This is a genomic window from Marinobacterium iners DSM 11526 (assembly GCF_900107855.1).
Lineage (GTDB): Bacteria > Pseudomonadota > Gammaproteobacteria > Pseudomonadales > Balneatricaceae > Marinobacterium > Marinobacterium iners.
The window spans coordinates 64,067-83,370 of record NZ_FNRJ01000009.1; the positions used below are offsets into that span (position 1 = coordinate 64,067).

Here is a 19,304-nt window from a genome sequence, read left to right on the forward strand (position 1 = left end):
AGAGAACTATGCAGCTGAATACAACTGAAGAACTGATCGAAGATATCCGTCAGGGCAGGATGGTTATCCTGATGGATGACGAAGATCGTGAAAATGAAGGCGACCTGGTGATTGCCGCCCAGTGCGTGCGGCCCGAAGACATCAATTTCATGATCACCCATGCCCGCGGTCTTGTCTGCCTGACACTGACCCGTGAGCGCTGCGAGCAGCTCAAGTTGCCGCTGATGGTGCAAAACAACGGCGCCGCTTTCTCGACCAATTTTACCCTGTCGATCGAAGCCGCCAAGGGCGTCACCACCGGTATCTCGGCAGCTGATCGTGCGGTCACCGTACACGCGGCTGTGAAGAGTGATGCTCAGCCGGAGGATATCGTTCAGCCGGGGCATATTTTCCCGTTGATGGCTCAACCCGGCGGTGTACTTAGCCGGGCCGGTCATACGGAAGCCGGTTGCGACATGGCGCGTTTGGCCGGATTTGCGCCGGCGTCGGTTATTGTTGAGATCATCAATGAAGACGGCAGCATGGCACGCCGTCCTGATCTGGAAAAGTTTGCTGCCAAGCACGGCATCAAGATCGGCACCATTGCGGATTTGATCCACTACCGTACCCGCAATGAGCATACAGTTGAGCGTGTGGGCGAGGGTGTATTGCCGACCGAGTTTGGCGAGTTTCGTTATGTCAGCTATCGTGACGAAATTCAGAACTGCACCCATCTGGCGCTGGTGAAGGGTGATATCGACCCGAACGAACCCACGCTGGTGCGCGTCCATGTCCGTACTGAAGTGTTGCGTGATGTGGTCGGCGTACGCCGCGGGCCGGAAGTGAAATGGACCATGCGCCGTGCGCTGGAGCGTGTGGCCAACGAAGGCAAAGGTGTGGTGCTGTTGATCGATAAGGGCACCCGTGTCGATCTGGGTGAGGCGATCGAAAGTCTGCTCAATGCTGACCGTACCCGTTCCAAGGTGAACGTCAGTGCATCTGGTGCTTACATGACCGTAGGTACCGGCTCACAGATTCTGCGGGATCTGGGGGTGCATAAAATGCGCCTGCTCAGCTCGCCAATGAAATTCAACGCGATCTCCGGTTTTGATCTGGAAATCGAAGAGTACATCCCCTACGAGGATTGATGGACAAGTCTATGACAGTACAAGTATTTGAAGGCGACTTCGTGAGCGCCGACGGCAAATATGCCATTGTGGTGGGTCGCTTCAACGCGTTTGTGGTTGAAAGCCTGTTGGACGGCGCCATCGATGCGCTGGTGCGCCACGGCGTATCTGAAGAAAATATTCGTGTCATCCGTGTGCCAGGCGCATTCGAGATTCCGCTGGCGGTCAAGCGAGTGGCACAACAGAAGCAGGATGACGCCATTATCGCGTTGGGCGCCGTAATCCGTGGCGGTACACCACATTTTGAATATGTTTCGTCCGAAAGCTCCAAGGGCGTGGCGCAGGTGTCCATGGACTACGATATCCCCGTGGCCAATGGCATCCTGACTGTGAATTCCATTGAACAGGCGATTGAGCGTTCCGGTACCAAGGCCGGTAACAAGGGGGCGGAAGCCGCATTGTCAGCGCTGGAAATGGTCAGCCTGATGCGTCAGCTTGAGGTTTGAGCATGAGCGAGTCCACGCCGCGTAAAAAAGGCAAGCCCAATCTGACTGAAATGCGCCGCAGCGCCCGCAGCTTTGCGTTGCAGGCACTGTACCAGTGGTCCGTGGCAGGTCAGAGCGCTAATGAGATTGAGGCGCAGTTTCGGGTCGATAACGACATGAGCACCACCGATGTACAGCTGTTCTCTGAGCTGCTGCGCGGGGTTACGGCAGGCAGCAAGGATCTGGATGAAGCCTACCGTCCCTTCCTTGACCGGCCGCTGACCGACCTGGACCCGGTTGAACTGAGCGTGCTTCGCATAGGTGCCTACGAACTGATTCACCGTTTGCAGGTGCCCTATCGTGTGGCGATCAACGAAAGTGTTGATCTGGCCAAGATATTCGGTGCCACAGAAAGCCACAAGTATGTCAACGGCATTCTCGACAAGCTGGCCCAGCGCGTGCGTGCGGCTGAAATTCGTGCTCGGCGTGCTGCCGACTGAACGATGACAGATTCGCGTGGGTGAGTTCGAGCTGATCCGACGCTGCTTCATGCAGGAGCAAACCGGTGCTGGTGTCATCAACGGCATTGGTGATGACTGCGCCGTACTGGAGGTGCCTCCAGGTCAGCAGTTGGTGGTGTCGATCGATACCTTGGTGGAGGGCGTGCACTTTTTGCCCGGTACCGCGCCCGCACAGCTGGCCGAGCGTCTTGTGGGCGCTGCGGTCAGTGATCTGGCGGCCATGGCCGCGACCCCCGCCTGGATTACACTGGCCGTAACCCTGCCGCAGGCGGATGAAACCTGGCTGCTGGCCTTCTCGCGCGCACTGTCTCAGCGTTGCAGTGAGCTGGGTATTGCCTTGGTGGGAGGGGATACCACCCGTGGCCCGGTCTGCGTTCTCAGTGCTCAGGTGCATGGGCTGGTGCCCAATGGCCAGGCGTGGCTTCGCAGTGGTGCAGTTCCCGGAGATCGCATTCTGGTGACTGGCTCCCTTGGGGACAGCCGTGGCGGCTTGGAAACGCTGCTGCAGCCGCTGCCCGTGAGTGCAGAGCCAGAAGCGGTTGAACAGTTGAGGCAGCGCTTTTACCGCCCGGAACCGAGGCTTGAGCTGGCTCAGAGCCTGCGTGAACATGTACATGCGGCCATTGATATCTCGGATGGCCTGCTGGGTGATCTGGGCCATATCCTCGAAGCCTCTGGAGTGGGAGCGCGGCTGGAGGTAGATCAGTTACCTGTCTCATTCGCCCTGCAGCAGCTTTATCCCCAGCAGGTGCAAGACTGGGCACTGGCCGGTGGCGAAGACTTTGAGTTGTGTTTGGCAGTACCTGCCGCACAGCTGTCGTCCTGTCTGGACACGGCGCAAGCGCTCGGCATTCGCCTGACCGATGTCGGTGAAATAACCGCCGACACCGGGCTTCAGGTTCTGCAAGCGGGGACAACGGTACTGGGTGACTTGCCTGGCAGTTGGGATCATTTCAGGAGTGAAGATGAATAAAGCCCCCGCCTCGGTGTGGCGCAATCCGATCCATTTTCTGGCCTTTGGTCTGGGCAGCGGTGCCTCGCCGAAGGCGCCGGGTACGGCAGGAACTCTGGCGGCGGTACCGCTTTGGTATTTGCTGTCACAGACGCCGCTGGCGATGTACCTGCTGTTGGTATTGCTCGCCTTTGTGATCGGGATCTGGTTGTGTGGGCGTACATCCCGGGATCTGGGTGTTCATGACCACGGCGGCATTGTCTGGGATGAGTTTGTCGGCTATTGGATCACCATGATCGCGGTACCGGTGGACTGGGTCTGGGCGCTGGCGGGTTTTATCCTGTTCCGCCTGTTCGATATTCTCAAACCCTGGCCCATTGGTCCTGTGGACAAGCGGGTGCACGGTGGGCTGGGTATCATGCTGGATGATGTGCTTGCGGGCGTTATGGCCGCCGCAGTACTGCACGGGCTGATCTGGCTGTTTTGAGCCGACAGCTTGAATTGAAAAGAATTTGCAGAGGAAACAACCAAGGTGTCAGTTCAGTATGTAGCCGATTCGCGGCTGCCAACCCCCTGGGGGGTGTTTACCATGGTGGGGTTTGAAGACCCCGCCACCGGGAAAGAGCACGTCGCGCTGGTGTTCGGCGAAGTGGCCGGTGACGAGCCGGTACTGGCCCGTATTCACTCCGAGTGTCTGACCGGCGATGCGCTGTTCAGCCTGCGCTGTGATTGTGGTTTCCAGCTGCAGGAAGCACTGAAGCGCATCGCGGAAGAGGGCAGGGGGGTACTGCTGTATCTGCGTCAGGAGGGCCGGGGAATTGGCTTGCTGAACAAGATCAAGGCGTATCACCTACAGGATGGCGGTGCCGATACAGTGGAAGCCAACGAGCAGCTGGGTTTTGCCGCCGACATGCGTGACTACAGCATGTGTGAGCCGATGCTTGAGCATCTGGGCATCAAGGCTGTGAAGTTGATGACCAATAACCCGCGCAAGGTGTCAGCACTGGAGAAATACGGCGTCAACGTGTCAGAGCGTGTACCGCTCCAGGTGGGTAAGAACCGCCACAACGAAAGCTATCTGCAAACCAAGATGGGTAAGCTCGGCCACATGATGACCGAACACCACTTCAAGGATGAATAACTAACCCTGCAAGCGCTGCCGGATCGCGGTTTCGATACCGGCAGTATCCAGGCCGCACTCGGCCAGCTGTTCGCTGCGACTGGCGTGACCTATCCAGCGATCCGGTATCCCCAACAGCAGCAGTTCTGTATCCAGGGCCGCCTGAGTGCAGAACTCGGCTACCGCTGAGCCTGCCCCACCTTGAATGGCATGATCTTCCAGGGTGACCAGTAGTTCATGTTCACCTGCCAGTTGCTCGACCATGCAACTGTCCAGCGGTTTCACAAAGCGCATGTCCACCAATGTATAGCCATTCGTGTCGGCTACTTGGCGCGCACTGTCCAGCAACGGGCCAAAATTGAGCAGTGCCACCTGTTTTCCTCTGCGCAGTACTCGGCTTTTGCCAATATCCAGTCTAGCTGCATCGTCTGTCTGTGGCAGGGCAGCACTGCCACGGGGGTAGCGAACGGCGGCAGGCCCCGGGTACTGATAGCCCAGTGTCAGCATCGCTTCCAGCTCGGTCTCATCGGCTGGTGTCATCAGCAGCAGACCGGGCAGGCATCGCAACGCCGCGATGTCGAAGCTGCCGGCGTGGGTAGCGCCATCTTCACCCACCAGCCCTGCCCGATCGATCGCCAGCAGCAGATCGAGATCCTGAATCGCCACATCATGTACGATTTGGTCCCAGGCACGCTGCAAAAAGGTGGAATAGATCGCCAGCACCGGTTTCATGCCGCTGCAGGCGAAGCCCGCGGCCAGAGTCGCGGCGTGCTGCTCGGCGATGGCAACGTCAAAATAGCGCTCGGGAAAGCGCTCGGAGAACTCGATCAGATCCGAGCCTTCGCGCATCGCTGGTGTAATCCCGATCAGGCGTGAGTCCCGAGCGGCAGTCTCGGCGAGCCAGCGGCCGAATACATTGCAGTACTTGGGCCGTTTGGCAGTGTTGTCGACTGCGGCCAGCGGCTCGATTTTGGTCAGAGCATGGTAGCCAACCGGGTCCGCTTCGGCCGGTGCGAAACCTTTGCCCTTGCGGGTGATGACATGCAGCAACTGTGGGCCGGGGCATTGCAATGACCGCTCCAGTGCCGGCAGCAGCAGGCTGAAGTCGTGTCCGTCCACGGGGCCGGAATAATTGAACTCAAGTGCCTTGAACAGAGCGGCGGTGACGGGGCCATCCATTTTTTGTTTCAGATTGCGTGCCAGGTAGCTCGCCAGGCCGCCTTCATTACGTGAGATCGACATGTCGTTGTCGTTGAGGATCACAAGCAGGTCGGCGCGGGTGTGGGCGGCATGATTCAACGCTTCGAACGCCATGCCTGCGGTCATGGCACCATCACCGATCACCGCTACGGTACGGCGGTTTTCACCCTGTAGCCGGTAGCCCAGCGCCATGCCCAGTGCGGCACTGATCGAGGTACTGGAGTGGCCTGTACCAAAACTGTCATAGGGGCTTTCGGTGCGTTTTGGAAAGGGGGAAAGACCCCCTTTCTGACGCATGCTGGCCATGGAGTCGCGCCGACCGGTCAGAATCTTGTGTGGATAACTCTGGTGGCCCACATCCCAGATAAGGCTGTCATCAGGGGTATTGAGCAGGTAATGCAGTGCAATGGTCAGATCGACCACGCCCAGGCCTGCGCCGAAATGTCCTCCGGTCTGGCCCACGGACCAGAGCAAAAAGGCACGTAGTTGCCGGGCCAGTTCAGGCAGGTCGGTACGACTTAATTGGCGCAGATCGGTCGGTGACTGGACGAGGTCCAGCAAGGGGGTATCGGGTCGCTGGTCAGGAATCCGATTGAACATGCTCAATGGTCACGCGCAACAATGTAGTCGGTCAGGGCAATCAGCGCTTCGGCATCAGGGCCAAAGCCTGTGAGTATGGCTACGGCTTCCTGGTGCAGTTGGTTCAGTTTTGAGCGTGCACCTTCCATGCCCAGTAGAGCGGGATAGGTGGGTTTGTTCTGTGCCTGATCAGACCCCTGGGGTTTACCCAGCGTGGCTGTATCACCTTCAATGTCGAGCAGGTCGTCCTGGACCTGAAATGCCAGCCCGACCAGGTCGCCAAAGCGACGCAGTTGGTCCAGACGTTCGCCTTCCGGCTCACCGGCTGAAAGTGCGCCCAGCTCTACGGCACAGGTAATCAGTGCTCCGGTCTTGCAGGCGTGCATTGCCTGCAGCTGCTCCAGTGTCAGAGGCTGGCCTACATGACCAAGGTCAAACGCCTGCCCGGCTACCATGCCCTGCCGGCCGCTGGCGCGTGCCAGCACCTTCATCATCTTCAGCTGACGCAGTGCCAGTGTTGGGTCGATGATTTCGCTCAGTTGCTCAAACGCCAGACACTGCAGGGCATCACCGGCCAGGATGGCTGTCGCCTCATCAAAGACAATATGACAGGTGGGCTTGCCGCGACGCAGGTCGTCGTCATCCATCGCCGGCAGGTCATCATGGATCAGCGAATAGCTGTGGATGCACTCAATGGCAACCGCTGCCCGGTCAGTCAGGGCGTGAGGAGGCTGGTCGGTACTGCACAGCTGGTGGCTAAGGTAGACCAGTGCCGGTCGCAGGCGTTTGCCGCCGTTAAGCAGGCCGTAACGCATTGCTTCGGGCAGTCGGGGCTCAAGTGAGGCCATTTCCTGAAAAAGTTGCTCAAGCTGCAGCTCAGTGCGAGAGCGGTACTGAGCCAGTACCTGCTGAATGTCCATGCCTACTCTTCCCGGTTGGGGAAGTCGTTGGCGTGAATTTCGCCATCCTGTTCAGTCAGCAGCTGCACTTTCTGCTCGGCCTGTTGCAGAATGGTCTGACATTCACGCGTGAGACGTACCCCTTGCTCGAATGAAGCAAGGGCATCTTCAATGGGCAGGTCTCCCTGCTCAAGACGTACCACGAGGCTTTCAAGCTCTGACAGGGCGTGTTCGAAGTCGGGTTTCTCGGCTTTGCGGGTCATGCGGATTTCATCTGATCGGTTAAGGCGTTCACGTTAACCAACCTGCCGACAGGGGTCAATCGGAGCTATGGAAAAAGCCGATCAAAGCGTGAACGTATGTTTAATTCTGGTATGATCTGCTGCTGGCAAAGTCAGTGTTCTTGCCCTTTATTAGCATCGGTACATATTTTCAGGAGCGATCAGTGGATCTGGCTACCCTCGTTGGTCTCTTAGGGGCTTTTGCTATCATCGTTGCCGCGATGGTACTGGGCGGTGATATCGGTATTTTTGTTAACCCACCATCCATGCTGATTGTTATCGGTGGAACACTGCTGGTGGTGTTGATGAAATTCACCCTCGGGCAGTTTCTCGGTGCCGGGAAAATCATGGCAAAAGCGTTCATGTTCAAGTCGGTTAACCCTGAGGACATCATTGCCGAAACGGTTGATCTGGCAGATGCTGCACGCAAGGGAGGGCTGCTGTCACTTGAGGATAAAGAGGTTTCTTCCGAGTTCATGCAGCGTGGTATTCAGCTGTTGGTGGACGGGCATGACCCTGAGGTAGTCAAACAGCTGTTGAAGAAAGAGGCAGGCCTTACATACGAGCGACATGACTTCGGTTCCAAGATATTCCGAGCCATGGGCGATGTGGCACCGGCAATGGGCATGATCGGCACCCTGGTGGGCTTGGTACAGATGCTGTCCAACATGTCCGACCCCAAATCGATTGGTCCGGCCATGGCGGTTGCACTGTTGACGACACTGTACGGTGCGATGATCGCCAACATGTTTGCCATTCCGGTGGCGGACAAGCTGGAGGTACGCAAGGATGAGGAGGCGCTGAATCAGGCCCTGATCATCGACGGCCTGCTGGCGATTCAGGCGGGTCAGAACCCGCGTGTAATCGATCAGATGCTGCGCAACTACCTGCCCGAGCGCAAGCGTGCCGTTGCTGAAAGCTGAGGGAGCCGGCCATGAGTGACGACAGCGAAGACAAAAAATGTAAATGTCCGCCGGCGGGGTCACCCTTGTGGATGGCGACCTTTGCCGACCTGATGTCGCTGCTGATGTGTTTCTTCGTGCTGCTGCTCTCCTTCTCGGAAATGGACGTGCTCAAATTCAAGCAGTTGGCCGGCTCCATGCGTGAAGCATTTGGCGTTCAGAACCAGATCAAGGTGGAAGATATCCCGAAGGGAACCTCCATCATTGCGCAGGAGTTCAGCCCTGGCCGCCCTGAGCCGACGCCCTTGAATGAAGTGCGTCAGATGACGGTCAACAATGACCTCAATAGCCTGGATGTGCGCTCGCGTGAGGGCGAGGCCCAAATCGAAGATGAATTGAAAGGGCTTGAAGAGCTGCGCCGACAGCAGGAAGAGCAGGCTCAGCAGGAGGCGGTCGCCGTTGCTCAGGCGCTGGCGGCTGAAATCGGTGAGGGCAGTATTGAGGTTGAAACTGATGGCACTCGCATCATCATCCGAGTAAAGGAGCGTGGATCATTTGATTCCGGCTCGGCCGAGTTGAAGTTTCAGTATATTCCGGTGATCGCCAAAATTCGTGACCTGCTGCTGGATATCAGTGGCAAGGTAGCCATTGAGGGGCACACCGACAATGTCCCCTATTCAGGGCGGCGCTTCGAGTCCAACTGGGATCTTTCAGCTGCACGAGCGCTGGCGGTGGCGCATGAACTTTTTGCTGACCGCCGTATAGATCAGTCCCGCTTCAATATTACCGGCTATGCCGATACCCGTGCGCTGGCACCCAACAGCACGGCAGAGCTTCGCGCTCGCAACCGCCGTGTGGAGATTGTCATTCAGAAGGGTGACGCAGAAGAGGCACTGGATCGACTGCAATCACGCCCTGACGGCGATACAGAAGGAACGCCGATTGACCCGAGCGGCCTGTTCTGAGGGCCGGGTCTGGTATTGAGTCATCCTCTTCTTCACCCGAAGGGAGCGTTTGCATCTGCCGTCGGGAATTAATAATATTAGTTTATTCTTAACTAATGTGTGAGGAGTCGTGCATGAGCGCCGACAAGCGAGTCAGTGTTAACGCCCAAATGACGGAAGGTTTTGCCGTTCGCGCGGATATACGCGGCCATCAGGTCGTGATTGACCAGCCGGAGGCTGCCCGTGGACAGAACCTGGGACCTACCCCGCTGGAGTATTTTTTGTTCTCGCTCGGTGGTTGTATCTGCACTATCGGCCGTATCGCGGCGATGCAGCAGAAGATTGAGCTGCGTGGCATGAAAGTCAGTGTCGAGGGTGACTACAACCCTGCCGGTTTGCTGGGCAAGCCCAGTGATGACCGCACTGGCTTCCAGCAGATCCAGGTATCAGCCGAAATCGATGCCGACATGACTGATGAAGAGAAGCAGGTGTTTCTGGATGCGGTCTGTGAACGTTGCCCACTGCATGACAATATCAAACTGGAAACACGGGTGACCCACCACTTGGTTGAGCCCAGCTGCATCGCTTGATGCCGCTGTCAGTCGACGGGCGGCACCTCCAGCAGAAAGGTGACCGGCCCGTCATTCAATAGCTCTACCTTCATATCCGCACCAAAGCGACCGGTTTCGACTGACCCATGCATGGCCCGCGCCCGCTGAACAAAGAGGTCATACAGTCGCTCACCTTCAGCGGGTGTAGCACCGCGGGAAAAGCCGGGTCTGAGCCCCTTGCGCGTATCGGCAACCAGTGTGAACTGCGATACCACCAGCAGCCCGCCCCCTACATCGGTCAGGCTTCGATTCATTTTGCCATCGACATCCGAAAAAATGCGGTAGTTTAGGACCTTTTGCAGCAGCTTGTCAGCTGTTGTTTCGTTGTCACCCTGTTCCACTCCCAGCAATAGCAGAATGCCGCCATCAATGGCACCGGTAATCTCGTCATCCACTTTTACGCAGGCATGGCTGACACGTTGAATCAGTCCCTTCACAATATTGCTCCTCAGGCGCTGCGCTGTACAAATTCGTCGGTAGCGTGGACCAGATTGTCGATAATGCCGGGTTCAAAGGCCGAGTGGCCGGCATCTCGAACGATATGTAGATGCGCATGCGGTGCCGCCTGTTGCAGGGCAAAGGCCTGCTCTAGCGGGCAAACCACATCGTAGCGGCCGTGCACGATGGTGATCGGGATATCCGCCAGCCGGTGGGCGTCATTCAGGATCTGATCCGACTCCAGAAACGCCTTGTGGATAAAGTAGTGCGCCTCGATCCGTGCCATCGCAAGGGCAAAATGGGGATCGGCAAAGTGTTCAACGACATCCGGGTTCGGGTCCAGTGTTGAACAGCGCCCCTCCCACACGGACCAGGCCTTGGCTGCTTGCATCCGTACCAAGTCGTTGTTTCCGGTCAGGCGCTGATGGTAGGCACTGAGCAGGTCGCTTCGCTCTGTAGCGGGAATGGGCTGCAAGTAATCCTGCCAGTAGTCGGGGAACAGGGCGCTGGCACCCTGCTGGTAGAACCACTGTATATCCTGGTCGCGGCAGAGAAAAATGCCGCGCAGAATCATGCCGGCGACGCGTTCAGGGTGCGTCTCGGCATAGACCAGGCTCAGCGTCGAGCCCCAGCTGCCACCAAACAGCAGCCATTGCTCAATGCTGAGGAATTCCCTGATCTGCTCCATGTCCGCCACCAGTGCCTGAGTGGTATTGGCTTCGAGCTCTGCATGCGGTGTTGAGCGACCACAGCCGCGCTGGTCGAACAGGATGATGCGATAGCGCTCGGGGTTGAAGAAACGTCGGTGAGTTGGTCCGCAGCCCCCGCCGGGTCCACCGTGTACAAACAGAACCGGAATGCCGTTGGGGTTGCCGCATTCCTCCACGTACAGGGTATGTCGGTCGCCCACCTCAATATAGTACTCGTGATTGATGCTGATCTCGGGGTAGAGGGTGCGCATGAGGCTCTCCTGTGGGTAACGGATAGGGCCAGTATATCGGCCCACTGCAGTCAGGTGAACCGATGTCTGTACTCGGGGCGGAAGTGTTGATTCGGACAGGTTTAATGGGCCTCTGAATCAATGGCGCCTGCATTGTCAGGGCGAAGCCGCCGCTGCAAACCGAGCAGAAAGTTGCGCAGAATCTGGTCCTTGCATTCCCGGTAGTGCTTGTTGTCAGGTTTGCGGAAAAAAGCACTCAGTTCGTGCTTGCTCAGAGGGAATCCAACGCTCCGCAGGGTATCCAGCACATCATCCGAGGTCATGTTCAGGGCAATTTTCAGCTTCATGAATACCATGTTGTTGCTCAGGCGTTTTTCCGGTTGAGGTTGTTCGCCTTCGCGACGACCACGGCGGGTATTGATCAGGCCGTTAAGGAAAATGGCCAGTTCGGTATCCGTCGCTGCGCAGTACGCGGAGTCATCCTCTTTTCGCAACCAGTTGACGATCTGCTCCTGGGTAACGGGGTGGTCGGCAGCTGCAAAGATCTCGACCATGGCCGAATCCTTGAGATCAAAAGTGTAGCGCAGGCGCCGCATTATATCGTTGTTGTTCACGGGTATTCCTTTGTGGGTACCCCATCATCGATTTGCAGATGGGGCCAGACAAACAAAAAGGCCGGGGATTGCTCCGCCGGCCTTTCCATACGTTACGCAGTCAAGCGGTTACTTCTTGTTGCGTTTGCGCTCGTTCTCTTTCAGCAGCTTCTTACGGATGCGGATGGCTGCTGGGGTCACTTCGACCAGCTCATCATCTTCGATGAAATCAAGAGCCTGTTCCAGTGAGTACTTGATCGGCGGGGTCAAAACGATGTTTTCATCGGTACCGGACGCGCGTACGTTGGTCAGCTGCTTGCCCTTGGTGGGGTTGATCACCAGGTCATTGTTGCGGCTGTGAATACCCAGCACCATGCCTTCATAGACCTCAACGTTCGGGTCTATGAACAGGCGGCCGCGCTCCTGCAGGTTGAACAGGGCATAGCCCAGTGCCTTGCCGGTGACCATGGACACCAGCACACCGTTGTGACGAGAGATCACGTCACCGGCCTTGACCGGGCCATAATGGTCGAAGACCGATGTCATGATGCCGGTACCGGATGTCATGGTCATGAACTGGCTGCGGAAGCCGATCAGGCCGCGGGACGGCATCATGAAGGTCAGGCGTACACGACCCTTGCCGTCCACTTCCATGTTGGTCATGTCAGCGCGACGTTTGCCCAGTTCTTCGATGATGGAACCCTGGTGCTCTTCTTCCACGTCGATCATCACGACTTCGTAAGGTTCGTGGATTTCGCCGTTCACTTCTTTCTGAATAACTTCGGGGCGTGATACACCCAGTTCGAAGCCTTCGCGGCGCATGGATTCGATCAGTACCGACAGATGCAATTCACCACGACCGGATACACGGAATTTTTCCGGGGTATCACCGGGCTCAACACGCAGGGCCACGTTATGAATCAGTTCACGATCCAGACGCTCCTTGATGTTACGGCTGGTGACGAACTTGCCTTCCTGGCCTGCAAACGGAGAATCGTTGACCTGGAAGGTCATGGATACGGTGGGCTCATCAACAGACAGTGCCGGCAGTGCTTCGACCACTTCCGGGTCGCACAGGGTATCGGAGATGTTCAGCTCATCCAGACCGGTCACACAGATGATGTCACCCGCCTGAGCCGTATCAACTTCGATACGCTCCAGACCGTGGTAACCCATGATCTTGAGAACACGGCCGTTACGCACCTTGGCATGGCTGTCGATCACCTTCACCTGGGTGTTGGTCTTGACTCGGCCGCGTGATACACGGCCAACACCGATAACGCCCACATAGCTGTTATAGTCCAGTGCGGAAATCTGCATCTGGAACGGGCCGTCGGCATCGACACGCGGTGCGTGCACGTGCTTGACGATCGCTTCAAACAGCGGCGTCATGTCGTCTGCCATTTCTTCGGGGGCATTGCCGGCAATGCCGTTCAGGGCAGAGGCGTAGACGATCGGGAAGTCCAGCTGTTCGTCGGTGGCGCCCAGGTTGTCGAACAGGTCAAACACCTGGTCCATAACCCAGTCCGGACGCGCACCCGGGCGGTCGATCTTGTTGATGACCACGATCGGGTGCAGGCCCTGAGCAAAGGCTTTCTGGGTTACGAAGCGGGTCTGCGGCATCGGGCCGTCAACCGCATCCACCAGCAGCAGAACCGAGTCCACCATGGAGAGTACACGTTCAACCTCACCGCCAAAGTCCGCATGTCCCGGGGTATCAACGATGTTGATTCGGTAGTCGTTCCAGCGAATGGCCGTGTTCTTGGCCAGAATGGTGATACCGCGCTCACGCTCCTGGTCATTGGAATCCATGATGCGCTCAGCGCTTTCATCGCGGCGGTTCAGAGTGCCTGACTGCTGCAGCAGCTTGTCGACCAGTGTGGTTTTGCCGTGGTCAACGTGGGCGATAATGGCAATATTTCGGAGGTTTTCAATCACGCGTGTGTACCCTGTGATGGTGTAAAGCGCGACATTATACGGAAGGGAGGTTAAACAAGCGATCACTGAGTGATCATTATTCTGTGACAGCAGTCTATTTTTTTCCATTGACCTCAGACTGATACTGCTCGCTTGCGGTGCAGTACTTCTGAGCCATGTGCAGATAGTGCGATCGGGTATCGCCGCTATAGGTATCCGTCAGTGCACGGTAACGACTGCAGCGGGCTCGAAGTGTGTGGGCGGCCTGCTCGCGGCAGAGTCGATACATATAGCTGCTATCGGGGTAGTTGTAGCAGATTGTTTCCAGTCTGATCTCACCGTTACGTTCCAGCCACTGCGCCGGAAAGCGCTTGCGGTAGCTTTCCTCTGAGGCGGTCGAGGCTGTCGCAGCGGTGCTGATGCTCAATAATGCGATCATCAGTGTGGCAATCATCAATTCCCTGGCAGCCATGTTCCTCTCCGTTGTTTGAGCATCTCGTCGTCACAGGTTACTGGTAAAAAAAGCTGTCGGGAAGCCTGCCTCAGGCACAGCATTTCTGGTCTGATTGCACTATCATGGATTACCGATTACTGGTACGGCCCCAAAATCGACCATCAGTGCACCTTAATGGGTCGTTATTTTCCGGCATGCACGATTTTGGTGCCTTCTGTATTGACAAAGGATGTGAGATAAAACAGAAAATCAGTGGGTTAGCATGATTTTCAAGATGGCACAGCCTTTGCTTAAGTAATAGCAAACCGGTTTCCGGATCCGTAATGACAGAAGTATTGTTTTGGCAATACTTAATAACGAGTGGGGATAGCCAAATGTCAGAGAAGACTCTGAATCTGATCAAAGAAAGCGGCGCAAAATGGATCGACATGCGCTTCACCGATTTCAAGGGCAAGGAACAGCACGTGACCATCCCTGTCACAGACATGGGTGATGACTTCTTTGAAGACGGCAAAATGTTTGACGGTTCTTCCATTGCCGGCTGGAAGGGTATTCAGGAATCCGACATGATCCTGCGTCCGGATGACAGTGCTTCCGTTCTGGATCCCTTTACCGAAGATGCAACCGTTATCGTACGCTGTGACATCATCGAGCCGGCTACTGGCCAGGGTTATGAGCGTGATCCGCGTTCTGTTGCCAAGCGCGCTGAAGAGTATCTGAAGTCTACCGGTATCGCCGACTCCGCCATGCTGGGCCCAGAGCCGGAATTCTTCGTGTTTGACGGTGTTGAATGGCATGCTGACATCAGCGGCTGCGGCTACAGCATCCAGTCTGAAGAAGCATCATGGGCATCCAACCACAAGATCGAAGGTGGTAACACCGGTCACCGTCCGCGCGTCAAGGGCGGTTACTTCCCGGTTCCGCCGATTGACTCCCTGCATGATCTGCGTGCAGCGATGTGTGATGCCATGGAAGCCATGGGCCTGACCATCGAAGTGCACCACCACGAAGTGGCGACTGCCGGTCAGTGTGAAATCGGTGTGCGTGGCAACACCCTGGTTTCCAAGGCAGACGAAGTTCAGATCCTGAAGTACTGTGTACACAACGTTGCGCATGCATACGGCAAAACCGCTACCTTCATGCCCAAGCCGCTGGTTGGTGATAACGGTTCCGGCATGCATGTTCACCTGTCCATGTCCAAGGACGGTGCCAACATCTTCGCCGGTGACGGCTACGGTGGTCTGAGCGAAACCGCTCTGTACTACATTGGTGGTATCGTTAAGCACGCCAAAGCGCTGAATGCTATCTGCAACCCGTCTACCAACTCCTACAAGCGTCTGGTCCCGGGCTTCGAAGCACCGGTTATGCTGGCTTACTCCGCCCGCAACCGTTCCGCTTCCCTGCGTATTCCGTACACCACTAGTCCGAAAGGGCGTCGTGTTGAAGCGCGCTTCCCTGATCCGGCTGCCAACCCGTACCTCTGCTTTGCAGCGCTGCTGATGGCCGGCCTCGACGGTATCCAGAACAAGGTCCACCCGGGCGATCCGGCTGACAAGGATCTGTACGACCTGCCGCCGGAAGAGGCAAAAGAGATCCCGACTGTTGTCGCCTCTCTGACCGAAGCGCTGGATGCTCTGGAAGAAGACCGTGAGTTCCTGACACGTGGCGGCGTATTCACCGACGATATGCTGGATGCGTACATCAAGCTGAAGCGTGAAGAAGTGGCCAAAGTGAACATGACCACTCATCCGGTCGAGTTCGACCTGTACTACTCCGTGTAATTCGACACTGAGTTGTAAAACTGAAAAGGCTTCCCTCGGGAGGCCTTTTTTGTCTCCGGCATTCAGGCTTGTGCATTTCCGGTGCAAGAGCGCACCGGATTAAATCTTTGCACTATTATGGTGCGTAATACCATTTTCAATAGCTGACCTACAGGGCCTTGGTTTGGCCTCAAGCCCCATATGCCGGGCGATTGGGATTTCAGAAAAACTGGCGCTTTTCTTGCATGAGAAGGGTCAGGAAGGAGAGCAGCCGATGTCCCGTTCACAGTCACACAAGCAGATACTGGATAACCTGACCAGTTCGGTATTAGTACTGAACGAGTCCCTTTGCATCCAGTACATGAATCCGGCCGCTGAAATGTTGCTGGAAGCCAGTGCACGACGGCTCAAGAATCGTCCCATCGAAGAGTGGCTATCGTCCAGTGAAGCGGAGCTGGATGTCCTGCGCCAGTCATTGTGCAGCGGCCACCCCTACAGCAAGCGGGAAGCACGGCTGGTGACTCAGACCGGGCAGGAGTTGACCGTTGATTACAGCGTCAACCCGATACCGGATGGAGGGATTCTGCTTGAGATACAGGCCCGTGACCGATTGATGCGAATTGAACGGGAAGAGGAACTGCTCACCCGTCATGCCAGTGCACGGATATTGGTACGAGGGCTCGCGCATGAGATCAAGAATCCGCTTGGCGGCATCCGTGGGGCTGCCCAGTTGCTGGACCGCGAGCTTGATCGGGAAGAGTTGCATGAATACACCCAGATCATTATTGAAGAAGCGGATCGGCTACGCCACCTGGTGGATCGCCTGTTGGGGCCGCATAAGCTGCCGGTGATTGAACGGGTGAACATTCACGCCATTCTTGAGCATGTCTGCAGTCTGGTAAAGGCCGAAACCGGCAATCGCGTCAAACTGATGCGCGACTATGATCCGAGTATTCCCGAGTTTGATGGTGCTCGGGGCCAATTAATTCAAGCGGTTCTGAATATCATCCGCAATGCGGTACAGGCGATGGAGGAGACCGGTACAACGGCGCCTCAGGTCATGCTGCGTACACGAGCACTGCGCCAGATTACATTGGGCACAGAGCGGCATCGGCTGGTGTGCTCACTTGAGATAATCGACAACGGTCCGGGCATACCCGACGAAATTGCCGATACCATTTTTTACCCCATGGTCAGCAGCCGGGCGCAGGGGTCTGGTCTGGGCCTGTCCATCGCCCAGTCGATCATGAATCAGCACAAGGGGCTGATCGAATTTACGTCGGAGCCGGGGCAGACCCGCTTCAACCTGTTTATACCACTGGAGTTGAGTCATGACACAAGCAGCCAAGGTCTGGATCGTTGATGACGACCGCTCGATCCGCTGGGTTCTCGACAAGGCGCTGACATCGGCTGGCTTCGAGACCGAAGCCTTCGATTCGGCGCAGCCACTGCTGGCGCGACTGGAAGACGAGCACCCGGATGCCATTCTGAGTGACGTGCGCATGCCGGGCATGGATGGGCTGAAGCTGTTGCAGCATCTGCACGAGGTGATGCCGCAGCTGCCGATTATCATCATGACAGCCCATTCGGATCTCGACAGCGCCGTGGCCTCCTATCAGGGCGGTGCCTTTGAGTATCTGCCCAAACCATTTGACGTGGATGAGGCGCTTTCACTGGTGCGACGCGCGGTTGCACATGCCCAGGAACAGCGCGAGCAGACGGCACAACCCCAGCCTGAGCAGGCGGCTGAAATTATCGGTGAGGCGCCTGCCATGCAGGAGGTGTTCCGTGCCATTGGGCGGTTGGCGCACTCCAATATCACGGTACTGATCAACGGTGAGTCGGGCACCGGCAAGGAGCTGGTTGCTCATGCCCTGCATAAGCACAGCCCGCGAGCAGAGAAGCCGTTCATTCCACTGAATATGGCGGCGATTCCGCGAGACCTGATTGAGTCCGAACTGTTCGGGCATGAGAAAGGTGCCTTCACCGGAGCCGCCGCGAGCCGTCGCGGCCGTTTTGAGCAGGCGGATGGTGGCACCCTGTTTCTGGACGAAATTGGTGATATGCCGGCGGATACTCAGACTCGACTGCTGCGTGTACTGGCCGATGGCGAGTTCTATCGGGTTGGCGGTCATACACCGGTGCGAGTGGATGTCAGGATCATTGCTGCAACTCACCAGAATCTGGAGAAGCTGGTACGGGACGGGCGTTTCCGTGAGGACCTGTTTCACCGCCTCAATGTTATCCGCATCCATATCCCGCGGCTGGCGGAGCGGCGCGAAGACATTCCGCGCCTGGCACGGCACTTTCTGGCCAGTTCGGCCGAAGAGCTGGCGGTAGAACCCAAGGTACTGAAACCGGAAACAGCCGAGTTCATGTGTGATCTGTCATGGCCTGGCAATGTGCGTCAGCTGGAAAATACCTGTCGCTGGCTGACTGTGATGGCATCCGGGCGTGAGGTGCTGGTCTCTGATCTGCCGCCAGAGCTGCTGGAGCAGCAGCAACATGATCCCAAGGTGGCCGGTACCAGTTGCAGCTGGCAGGAAGGATTGAGGCTCTGGGCCGAACAGCAGTTGGCACGAGGCTCAGAAGGTATCCTGCAGGAGGCTGTGCCGGCCTTTGAGCGCGTCATGATTACCGCCGCGTTGGGAGCCACTGCGGGTCGTCGACGTGATGCCGCTCGTTTGCTGGGCTGGGGGCGCAACACCTTGACGCGCAAGATCAAGGAGCTGCAGATGGATACCTCCGGTCTTAATGACGAAGAAGGTGACGATTAACCGCTGGCCGGTATAATGTGGGCCGATCCACCGGAGACTCTGATGCTTGATCTGGCCCTTTACCAACCCGAAATTCCACCGAATACCGGGAACATCATCCGCCTGTGTGCCAACACCGGCTTTCGTCTTCACTTGATCCGGCCACTTGGGTTTGATCTTGATGACAAACGTTTGCGTCGGGCAGGGCTGGATTACCATGAGTGGGCCCGGGTACAGGTACATGATGATCTGCAGTCCTGCCTGGAGGCGCTTCGGCCTCGGCGCGTCTGGGCGCTGACGACCAAAGCAAAACGTGGTTATGCCGATGCCGACTTTGCTCCCGGCGACCTGCTGTTGTTCGGCCCTGAAACCCGGGGTCTCCCCGCCGAAGTCCTTCAGCAGTACTCAGGCCTGCGCCTGCCGATGCTGGCTGACAGTCGCAGTCTGAATTTGTCCAACGCCTGCGCTGTCGTGGTGTACGAGGCCTGGCGTCAGTTGGGGTTTGAGGGGGCTCTTGCCTGAGCCCTGCGTCGCTCGATGACAAATTCCGCCAGTGCATCGGCCTGCAGGTCGCTGAGTTGGCTGAAGGTGGGCATGTGAGTGTGCCCCTGATCGTAGCCATGCTTGATCATCAGGACAATCTCGTGTCTCTGCAATGAGCGTTCAGTGAGTGGGACCTGTTCCAGAAAAGGGCCAAGTCCGGCTTTCTGGTGGCAGTTTTGGCAGTAGTAGGCATACAGCTTATCCCCTTGCTTCATCCGTTCGGGTGGGGGCTCTCCACAGGCGGTCAGCAGCAGGGGAATGATCGGTAATACAGAGTATCGCAACAGCTTCATGCCGGCTCCT

Annotated in this window: 22 protein-coding genes; 13 read left to right on the forward strand and 9 right to left on the reverse strand. The window is 57.0% G+C overall.

Annotated elements, in window-relative coordinates; all coding sequences use genetic code 11:
• Window positions 1-8: 8 nt before the first annotated feature.
• The 6 genes from ribBA to ribA are packed head-to-tail and all read left to right on the forward strand — an operon-like array spanning window position 9 to window position 4,205.
• Window positions 9-1,127: a bifunctional 3,4-dihydroxy-2-butanone-4-phosphate synthase/GTP cyclohydrolase II gene (gene ribBA / locus BLV48_RS10905; protein WP_091826818.1), complete on the forward strand. Its 1,119-nt coding sequence runs from the start codon at window positions 9-11 to the stop codon at window positions 1,125-1,127.
• Between the two features lie 11 nt (window positions 1,128-1,138).
• Window positions 1,139-1,612 (forward strand): 6,7-dimethyl-8-ribityllumazine synthase, encoded by a 474-nt coding sequence (ribH, locus tag BLV48_RS10910; protein ID WP_091826900.1) that lies wholly within the window; start codon window positions 1,139-1,141, stop codon window positions 1,610-1,612.
• A gap of 2 nt (window positions 1,613-1,614) precedes the next feature.
• Window positions 1,615-2,091, forward strand: coding sequence for a transcription antitermination factor NusB (gene nusB / locus BLV48_RS10915; RefSeq protein ID WP_091826819.1), 477 nt, complete (start codon window positions 1,615-1,617; stop codon window positions 2,089-2,091).
• Window positions 2,092-2,107: 16 nt separating this feature from the next.
• Window positions 2,108-3,085, forward strand: a complete 978-nt coding sequence (thiL, locus tag BLV48_RS10920) for a thiamine-phosphate kinase (protein WP_091826820.1) — start codon at window positions 2,108-2,110, stop codon at window positions 3,083-3,085.
• Window positions 3,078-3,551: a phosphatidylglycerophosphatase A family protein gene (locus BLV48_RS10925; protein ID WP_091826821.1), complete on the forward strand. Its 474-nt coding sequence runs from the start codon at window positions 3,078-3,080 to the stop codon at window positions 3,549-3,551. The genes thiL and BLV48_RS10925 overlap by 8 nt, the downstream gene beginning before the upstream one ends.
• Window positions 3,552-3,596: 45 nt before the next feature.
• Window positions 3,597-4,205 carry a GTP cyclohydrolase II gene (gene ribA / locus BLV48_RS10930; RefSeq protein ID WP_091826822.1) on the forward strand — a complete coding sequence of 203 codons (609 nt, stop codon included), beginning with the start codon at window positions 3,597-3,599 and terminating at the stop codon, window positions 4,203-4,205.
• Here the strand turns inward: ribA and dxs are convergent, their stop codons facing one another.
• From dxs to BLV48_RS10945, 3 genes are read right to left on the reverse strand one after another with little or no spacing between them, the layout of a single operon-like run.
• Window positions 4,206-5,984, reverse strand: coding sequence for a 1-deoxy-D-xylulose-5-phosphate synthase (dxs, locus tag BLV48_RS10935; protein ID WP_091826823.1), 1,779 nt, complete (start codon window positions 5,982-5,984; stop codon window positions 4,206-4,208).
• Between the two features lie 2 nt (window positions 5,985-5,986).
• Entirely contained in the window at window positions 5,987-6,883 is an 897-nt protein-coding gene (locus tag BLV48_RS10940) for a polyprenyl synthetase family protein (RefSeq protein WP_091826824.1), read from the reverse strand.
• A 2-nt stretch (window positions 6,884-6,885) separates the two neighbouring features.
• Window positions 6,886-7,125 carry an exodeoxyribonuclease VII small subunit gene (locus tag BLV48_RS10945; protein WP_091826825.1) on the reverse strand — a complete coding sequence of 80 codons (240 nt, stop codon included), beginning with the start codon at window positions 7,123-7,125 and terminating at the stop codon, window positions 6,886-6,888.
• Between the two features lie 182 nt (window positions 7,126-7,307).
• Here BLV48_RS10945 and pomA point away from each other — a divergent pair, with 182 nt between their 5' ends.
• From pomA to BLV48_RS10960, 3 genes are all read left to right on the forward strand, one after another.
• Window positions 7,308-8,066, forward strand: a complete 759-nt coding sequence (gene pomA, locus BLV48_RS10950) for a flagellar motor protein PomA (protein WP_091826826.1) — start codon at window positions 7,308-7,310, stop codon at window positions 8,064-8,066.
• Window positions 8,067-8,077: 11 nt separating this feature from the next.
• Window positions 8,078-9,010: a flagellar motor protein MotB gene (locus BLV48_RS10955; protein WP_091826827.1), complete on the forward strand. Its 933-nt coding sequence runs from the start codon at window positions 8,078-8,080 to the stop codon at window positions 9,008-9,010.
• A gap of 113 nt (window positions 9,011-9,123) precedes the next feature.
• The gene (locus BLV48_RS10960) at window positions 9,124-9,579 is read left to right on the forward strand and encodes an OsmC family protein (protein WP_091826828.1); all 456 of its coding nucleotides are present in this window, start codon (window positions 9,124-9,126) and stop codon (window positions 9,577-9,579) included.
• 8 nt (window positions 9,580-9,587) lie between these two features.
• Here the strand turns inward: BLV48_RS10960 and dtd are convergent, their stop codons facing one another.
• The 5 genes from dtd to BLV48_RS10985 all read right to left on the reverse strand — a co-directional run bounded on the left by dtd (window position 9,588) and on the right by BLV48_RS10985 (window position 13,960).
• A complete protein-coding gene (dtd, locus tag BLV48_RS10965) occupies window positions 9,588-10,037 on the reverse strand; it encodes a D-aminoacyl-tRNA deacylase (protein ID WP_091826829.1) in 450 nt (149 codons plus the stop codon).
• 11 nt (window positions 10,038-10,048) lie between these two features.
• The gene (pip, locus tag BLV48_RS10970) at window positions 10,049-10,999 is read right to left on the reverse strand and encodes a prolyl aminopeptidase (RefSeq protein ID WP_091826830.1); all 951 of its coding nucleotides are present in this window, start codon (window positions 10,997-10,999) and stop codon (window positions 10,049-10,051) included.
• 101 nt (window positions 11,000-11,100) lie between these two features.
• Window positions 11,101-11,592: a YehS family protein gene (locus tag BLV48_RS10975; RefSeq protein ID WP_091826831.1), complete on the reverse strand. Its 492-nt coding sequence runs from the start codon at window positions 11,590-11,592 to the stop codon at window positions 11,101-11,103.
• A gap of 108 nt (window positions 11,593-11,700) precedes the next feature.
• Complete coding sequence (gene typA / locus BLV48_RS10980; RefSeq protein ID WP_091826832.1) at window positions 11,701-13,509, reverse strand: translational GTPase TypA; 1,809 nt, start codon at window positions 13,507-13,509, stop codon at window positions 11,701-11,703.
• A 94-nt stretch (window positions 13,510-13,603) separates the two neighbouring features.
• Window positions 13,604-13,960: a hypothetical protein gene (locus BLV48_RS10985; protein WP_091826833.1), complete on the reverse strand. Its 357-nt coding sequence runs from the start codon at window positions 13,958-13,960 to the stop codon at window positions 13,604-13,606.
• 356 nt (window positions 13,961-14,316) lie between these two features.
• Between BLV48_RS10985 and glnA the strand changes: the two genes are divergently transcribed.
• The 4 genes from glnA to trmL all read left to right on the forward strand — a co-directional run bounded on the left by glnA (window position 14,317) and on the right by trmL (window position 18,980).
• Entirely contained in the window at window positions 14,317-15,723 is a 1,407-nt protein-coding gene (gene glnA / locus BLV48_RS10990; protein WP_091826834.1) for a glutamate--ammonia ligase, read from the forward strand.
• Between the two features lie 253 nt (window positions 15,724-15,976).
• Window positions 15,977-17,065, forward strand: coding sequence for a nitrogen regulation protein NR(II) (gene glnL, locus BLV48_RS10995; RefSeq protein WP_091826835.1), 1,089 nt, complete (start codon window positions 15,977-15,979; stop codon window positions 17,063-17,065).
• Complete coding sequence (ntrC, locus tag BLV48_RS11000) at window positions 17,034-18,479, forward strand: nitrogen regulation protein NR(I) (RefSeq protein ID WP_091826836.1); 1,446 nt, start codon at window positions 17,034-17,036, stop codon at window positions 18,477-18,479. Before glnL ends, ntrC begins: the two co-directional genes overlap by 32 nt.
• Window positions 18,480-18,521: 42 nt before the next feature.
• On the forward strand, window positions 18,522-18,980 hold the full coding sequence (trmL, locus tag BLV48_RS11005; RefSeq protein WP_091826837.1) for a tRNA (uridine(34)/cytosine(34)/5-carboxymethylaminomethyluridine(34)-2'-O)-methyltransferase TrmL: 459 nt from the start codon (window positions 18,522-18,524) through the stop codon (window positions 18,978-18,980).
• Here the strand turns inward: trmL and BLV48_RS11010 are convergent.
• Window positions 18,950-19,294, reverse strand: coding sequence for a c-type cytochrome (locus BLV48_RS11010; protein ID WP_091826838.1), 345 nt, complete (start codon window positions 19,292-19,294; stop codon window positions 18,950-18,952). The two genes, trmL and BLV48_RS11010, sit on opposite strands and share 31 nt — an antisense overlap.
• Between the last annotated feature and the right edge of the window lie 10 nt (window positions 19,295-19,304).

Bases quoted from the DNA above. Each gene is read 5' to 3' on its own strand.
- ribBA (WP_091826818.1), top strand. From the start codon at position 9: ATGCAGCTGAATACAACTGAAGAACTGATCGAAGATATCCGTCAGGGC.
- ribH (WP_091826900.1), top strand. From the start codon at position 1,139: ATGACAGTACAAGTATTTGAAGGCGACTTCGTGAGCGCCGACGGCAAA.
- nusB (WP_091826819.1), top strand. From the start codon at position 1,615: ATGAGCGAGTCCACGCCGCGTAAAAAAGGCAAGCCCAATCTGACTGAA.
- BLV48_RS10925 (WP_091826821.1), top strand. From the start codon at position 3,078: ATGAATAAAGCCCCCGCCTCGGTGTGGCGCAATCCGATCCATTTTCTG.
- dxs (WP_091826823.1), bottom strand. From the start codon at position 5,984: ATGTTCAATCGGATTCCTGACCAGCGACCCGATACCCCCTTGCTGGAC.
- BLV48_RS10940 (WP_091826824.1), bottom strand. From the start codon at position 6,883: ATGGACATTCAGCAGGTACTGGCTCAGTACCGCTCTCGCACTGAGCTG.
- BLV48_RS10945 (WP_091826825.1), bottom strand. From the start codon at position 7,125: ATGACCCGCAAAGCCGAGAAACCCGACTTCGAACACGCCCTGTCAGAG.
- BLV48_RS10955 (WP_091826827.1), top strand. From the start codon at position 8,078: ATGAGTGACGACAGCGAAGACAAAAAATGTAAATGTCCGCCGGCGGGG.
- BLV48_RS10960 (WP_091826828.1), top strand. From the start codon at position 9,124: ATGAGCGCCGACAAGCGAGTCAGTGTTAACGCCCAAATGACGGAAGGT.
- pip (WP_091826830.1), bottom strand. From the start codon at position 10,999: ATGCGCACCCTCTACCCCGAGATCAGCATCAATCACGAGTACTATATT.
- BLV48_RS10985 (WP_091826833.1), bottom strand. From the start codon at position 13,960: ATGGCTGCCAGGGAATTGATGATTGCCACACTGATGATCGCATTATTG.
- glnA (WP_091826834.1), top strand. From the start codon at position 14,317: ATGTCAGAGAAGACTCTGAATCTGATCAAAGAAAGCGGCGCAAAATGG.
- glnL (WP_091826835.1), top strand. From the start codon at position 15,977: ATGTCCCGTTCACAGTCACACAAGCAGATACTGGATAACCTGACCAGT.
- ntrC (WP_091826836.1), top strand. From the start codon at position 17,034: ATGACACAAGCAGCCAAGGTCTGGATCGTTGATGACGACCGCTCGATC.
- trmL (WP_091826837.1), top strand. From the start codon at position 18,522: ATGCTTGATCTGGCCCTTTACCAACCCGAAATTCCACCGAATACCGGG.
- BLV48_RS11010 (WP_091826838.1), bottom strand. From the start codon at position 19,294: ATGAAGCTGTTGCGATACTCTGTATTACCGATCATTCCCCTGCTGCTG.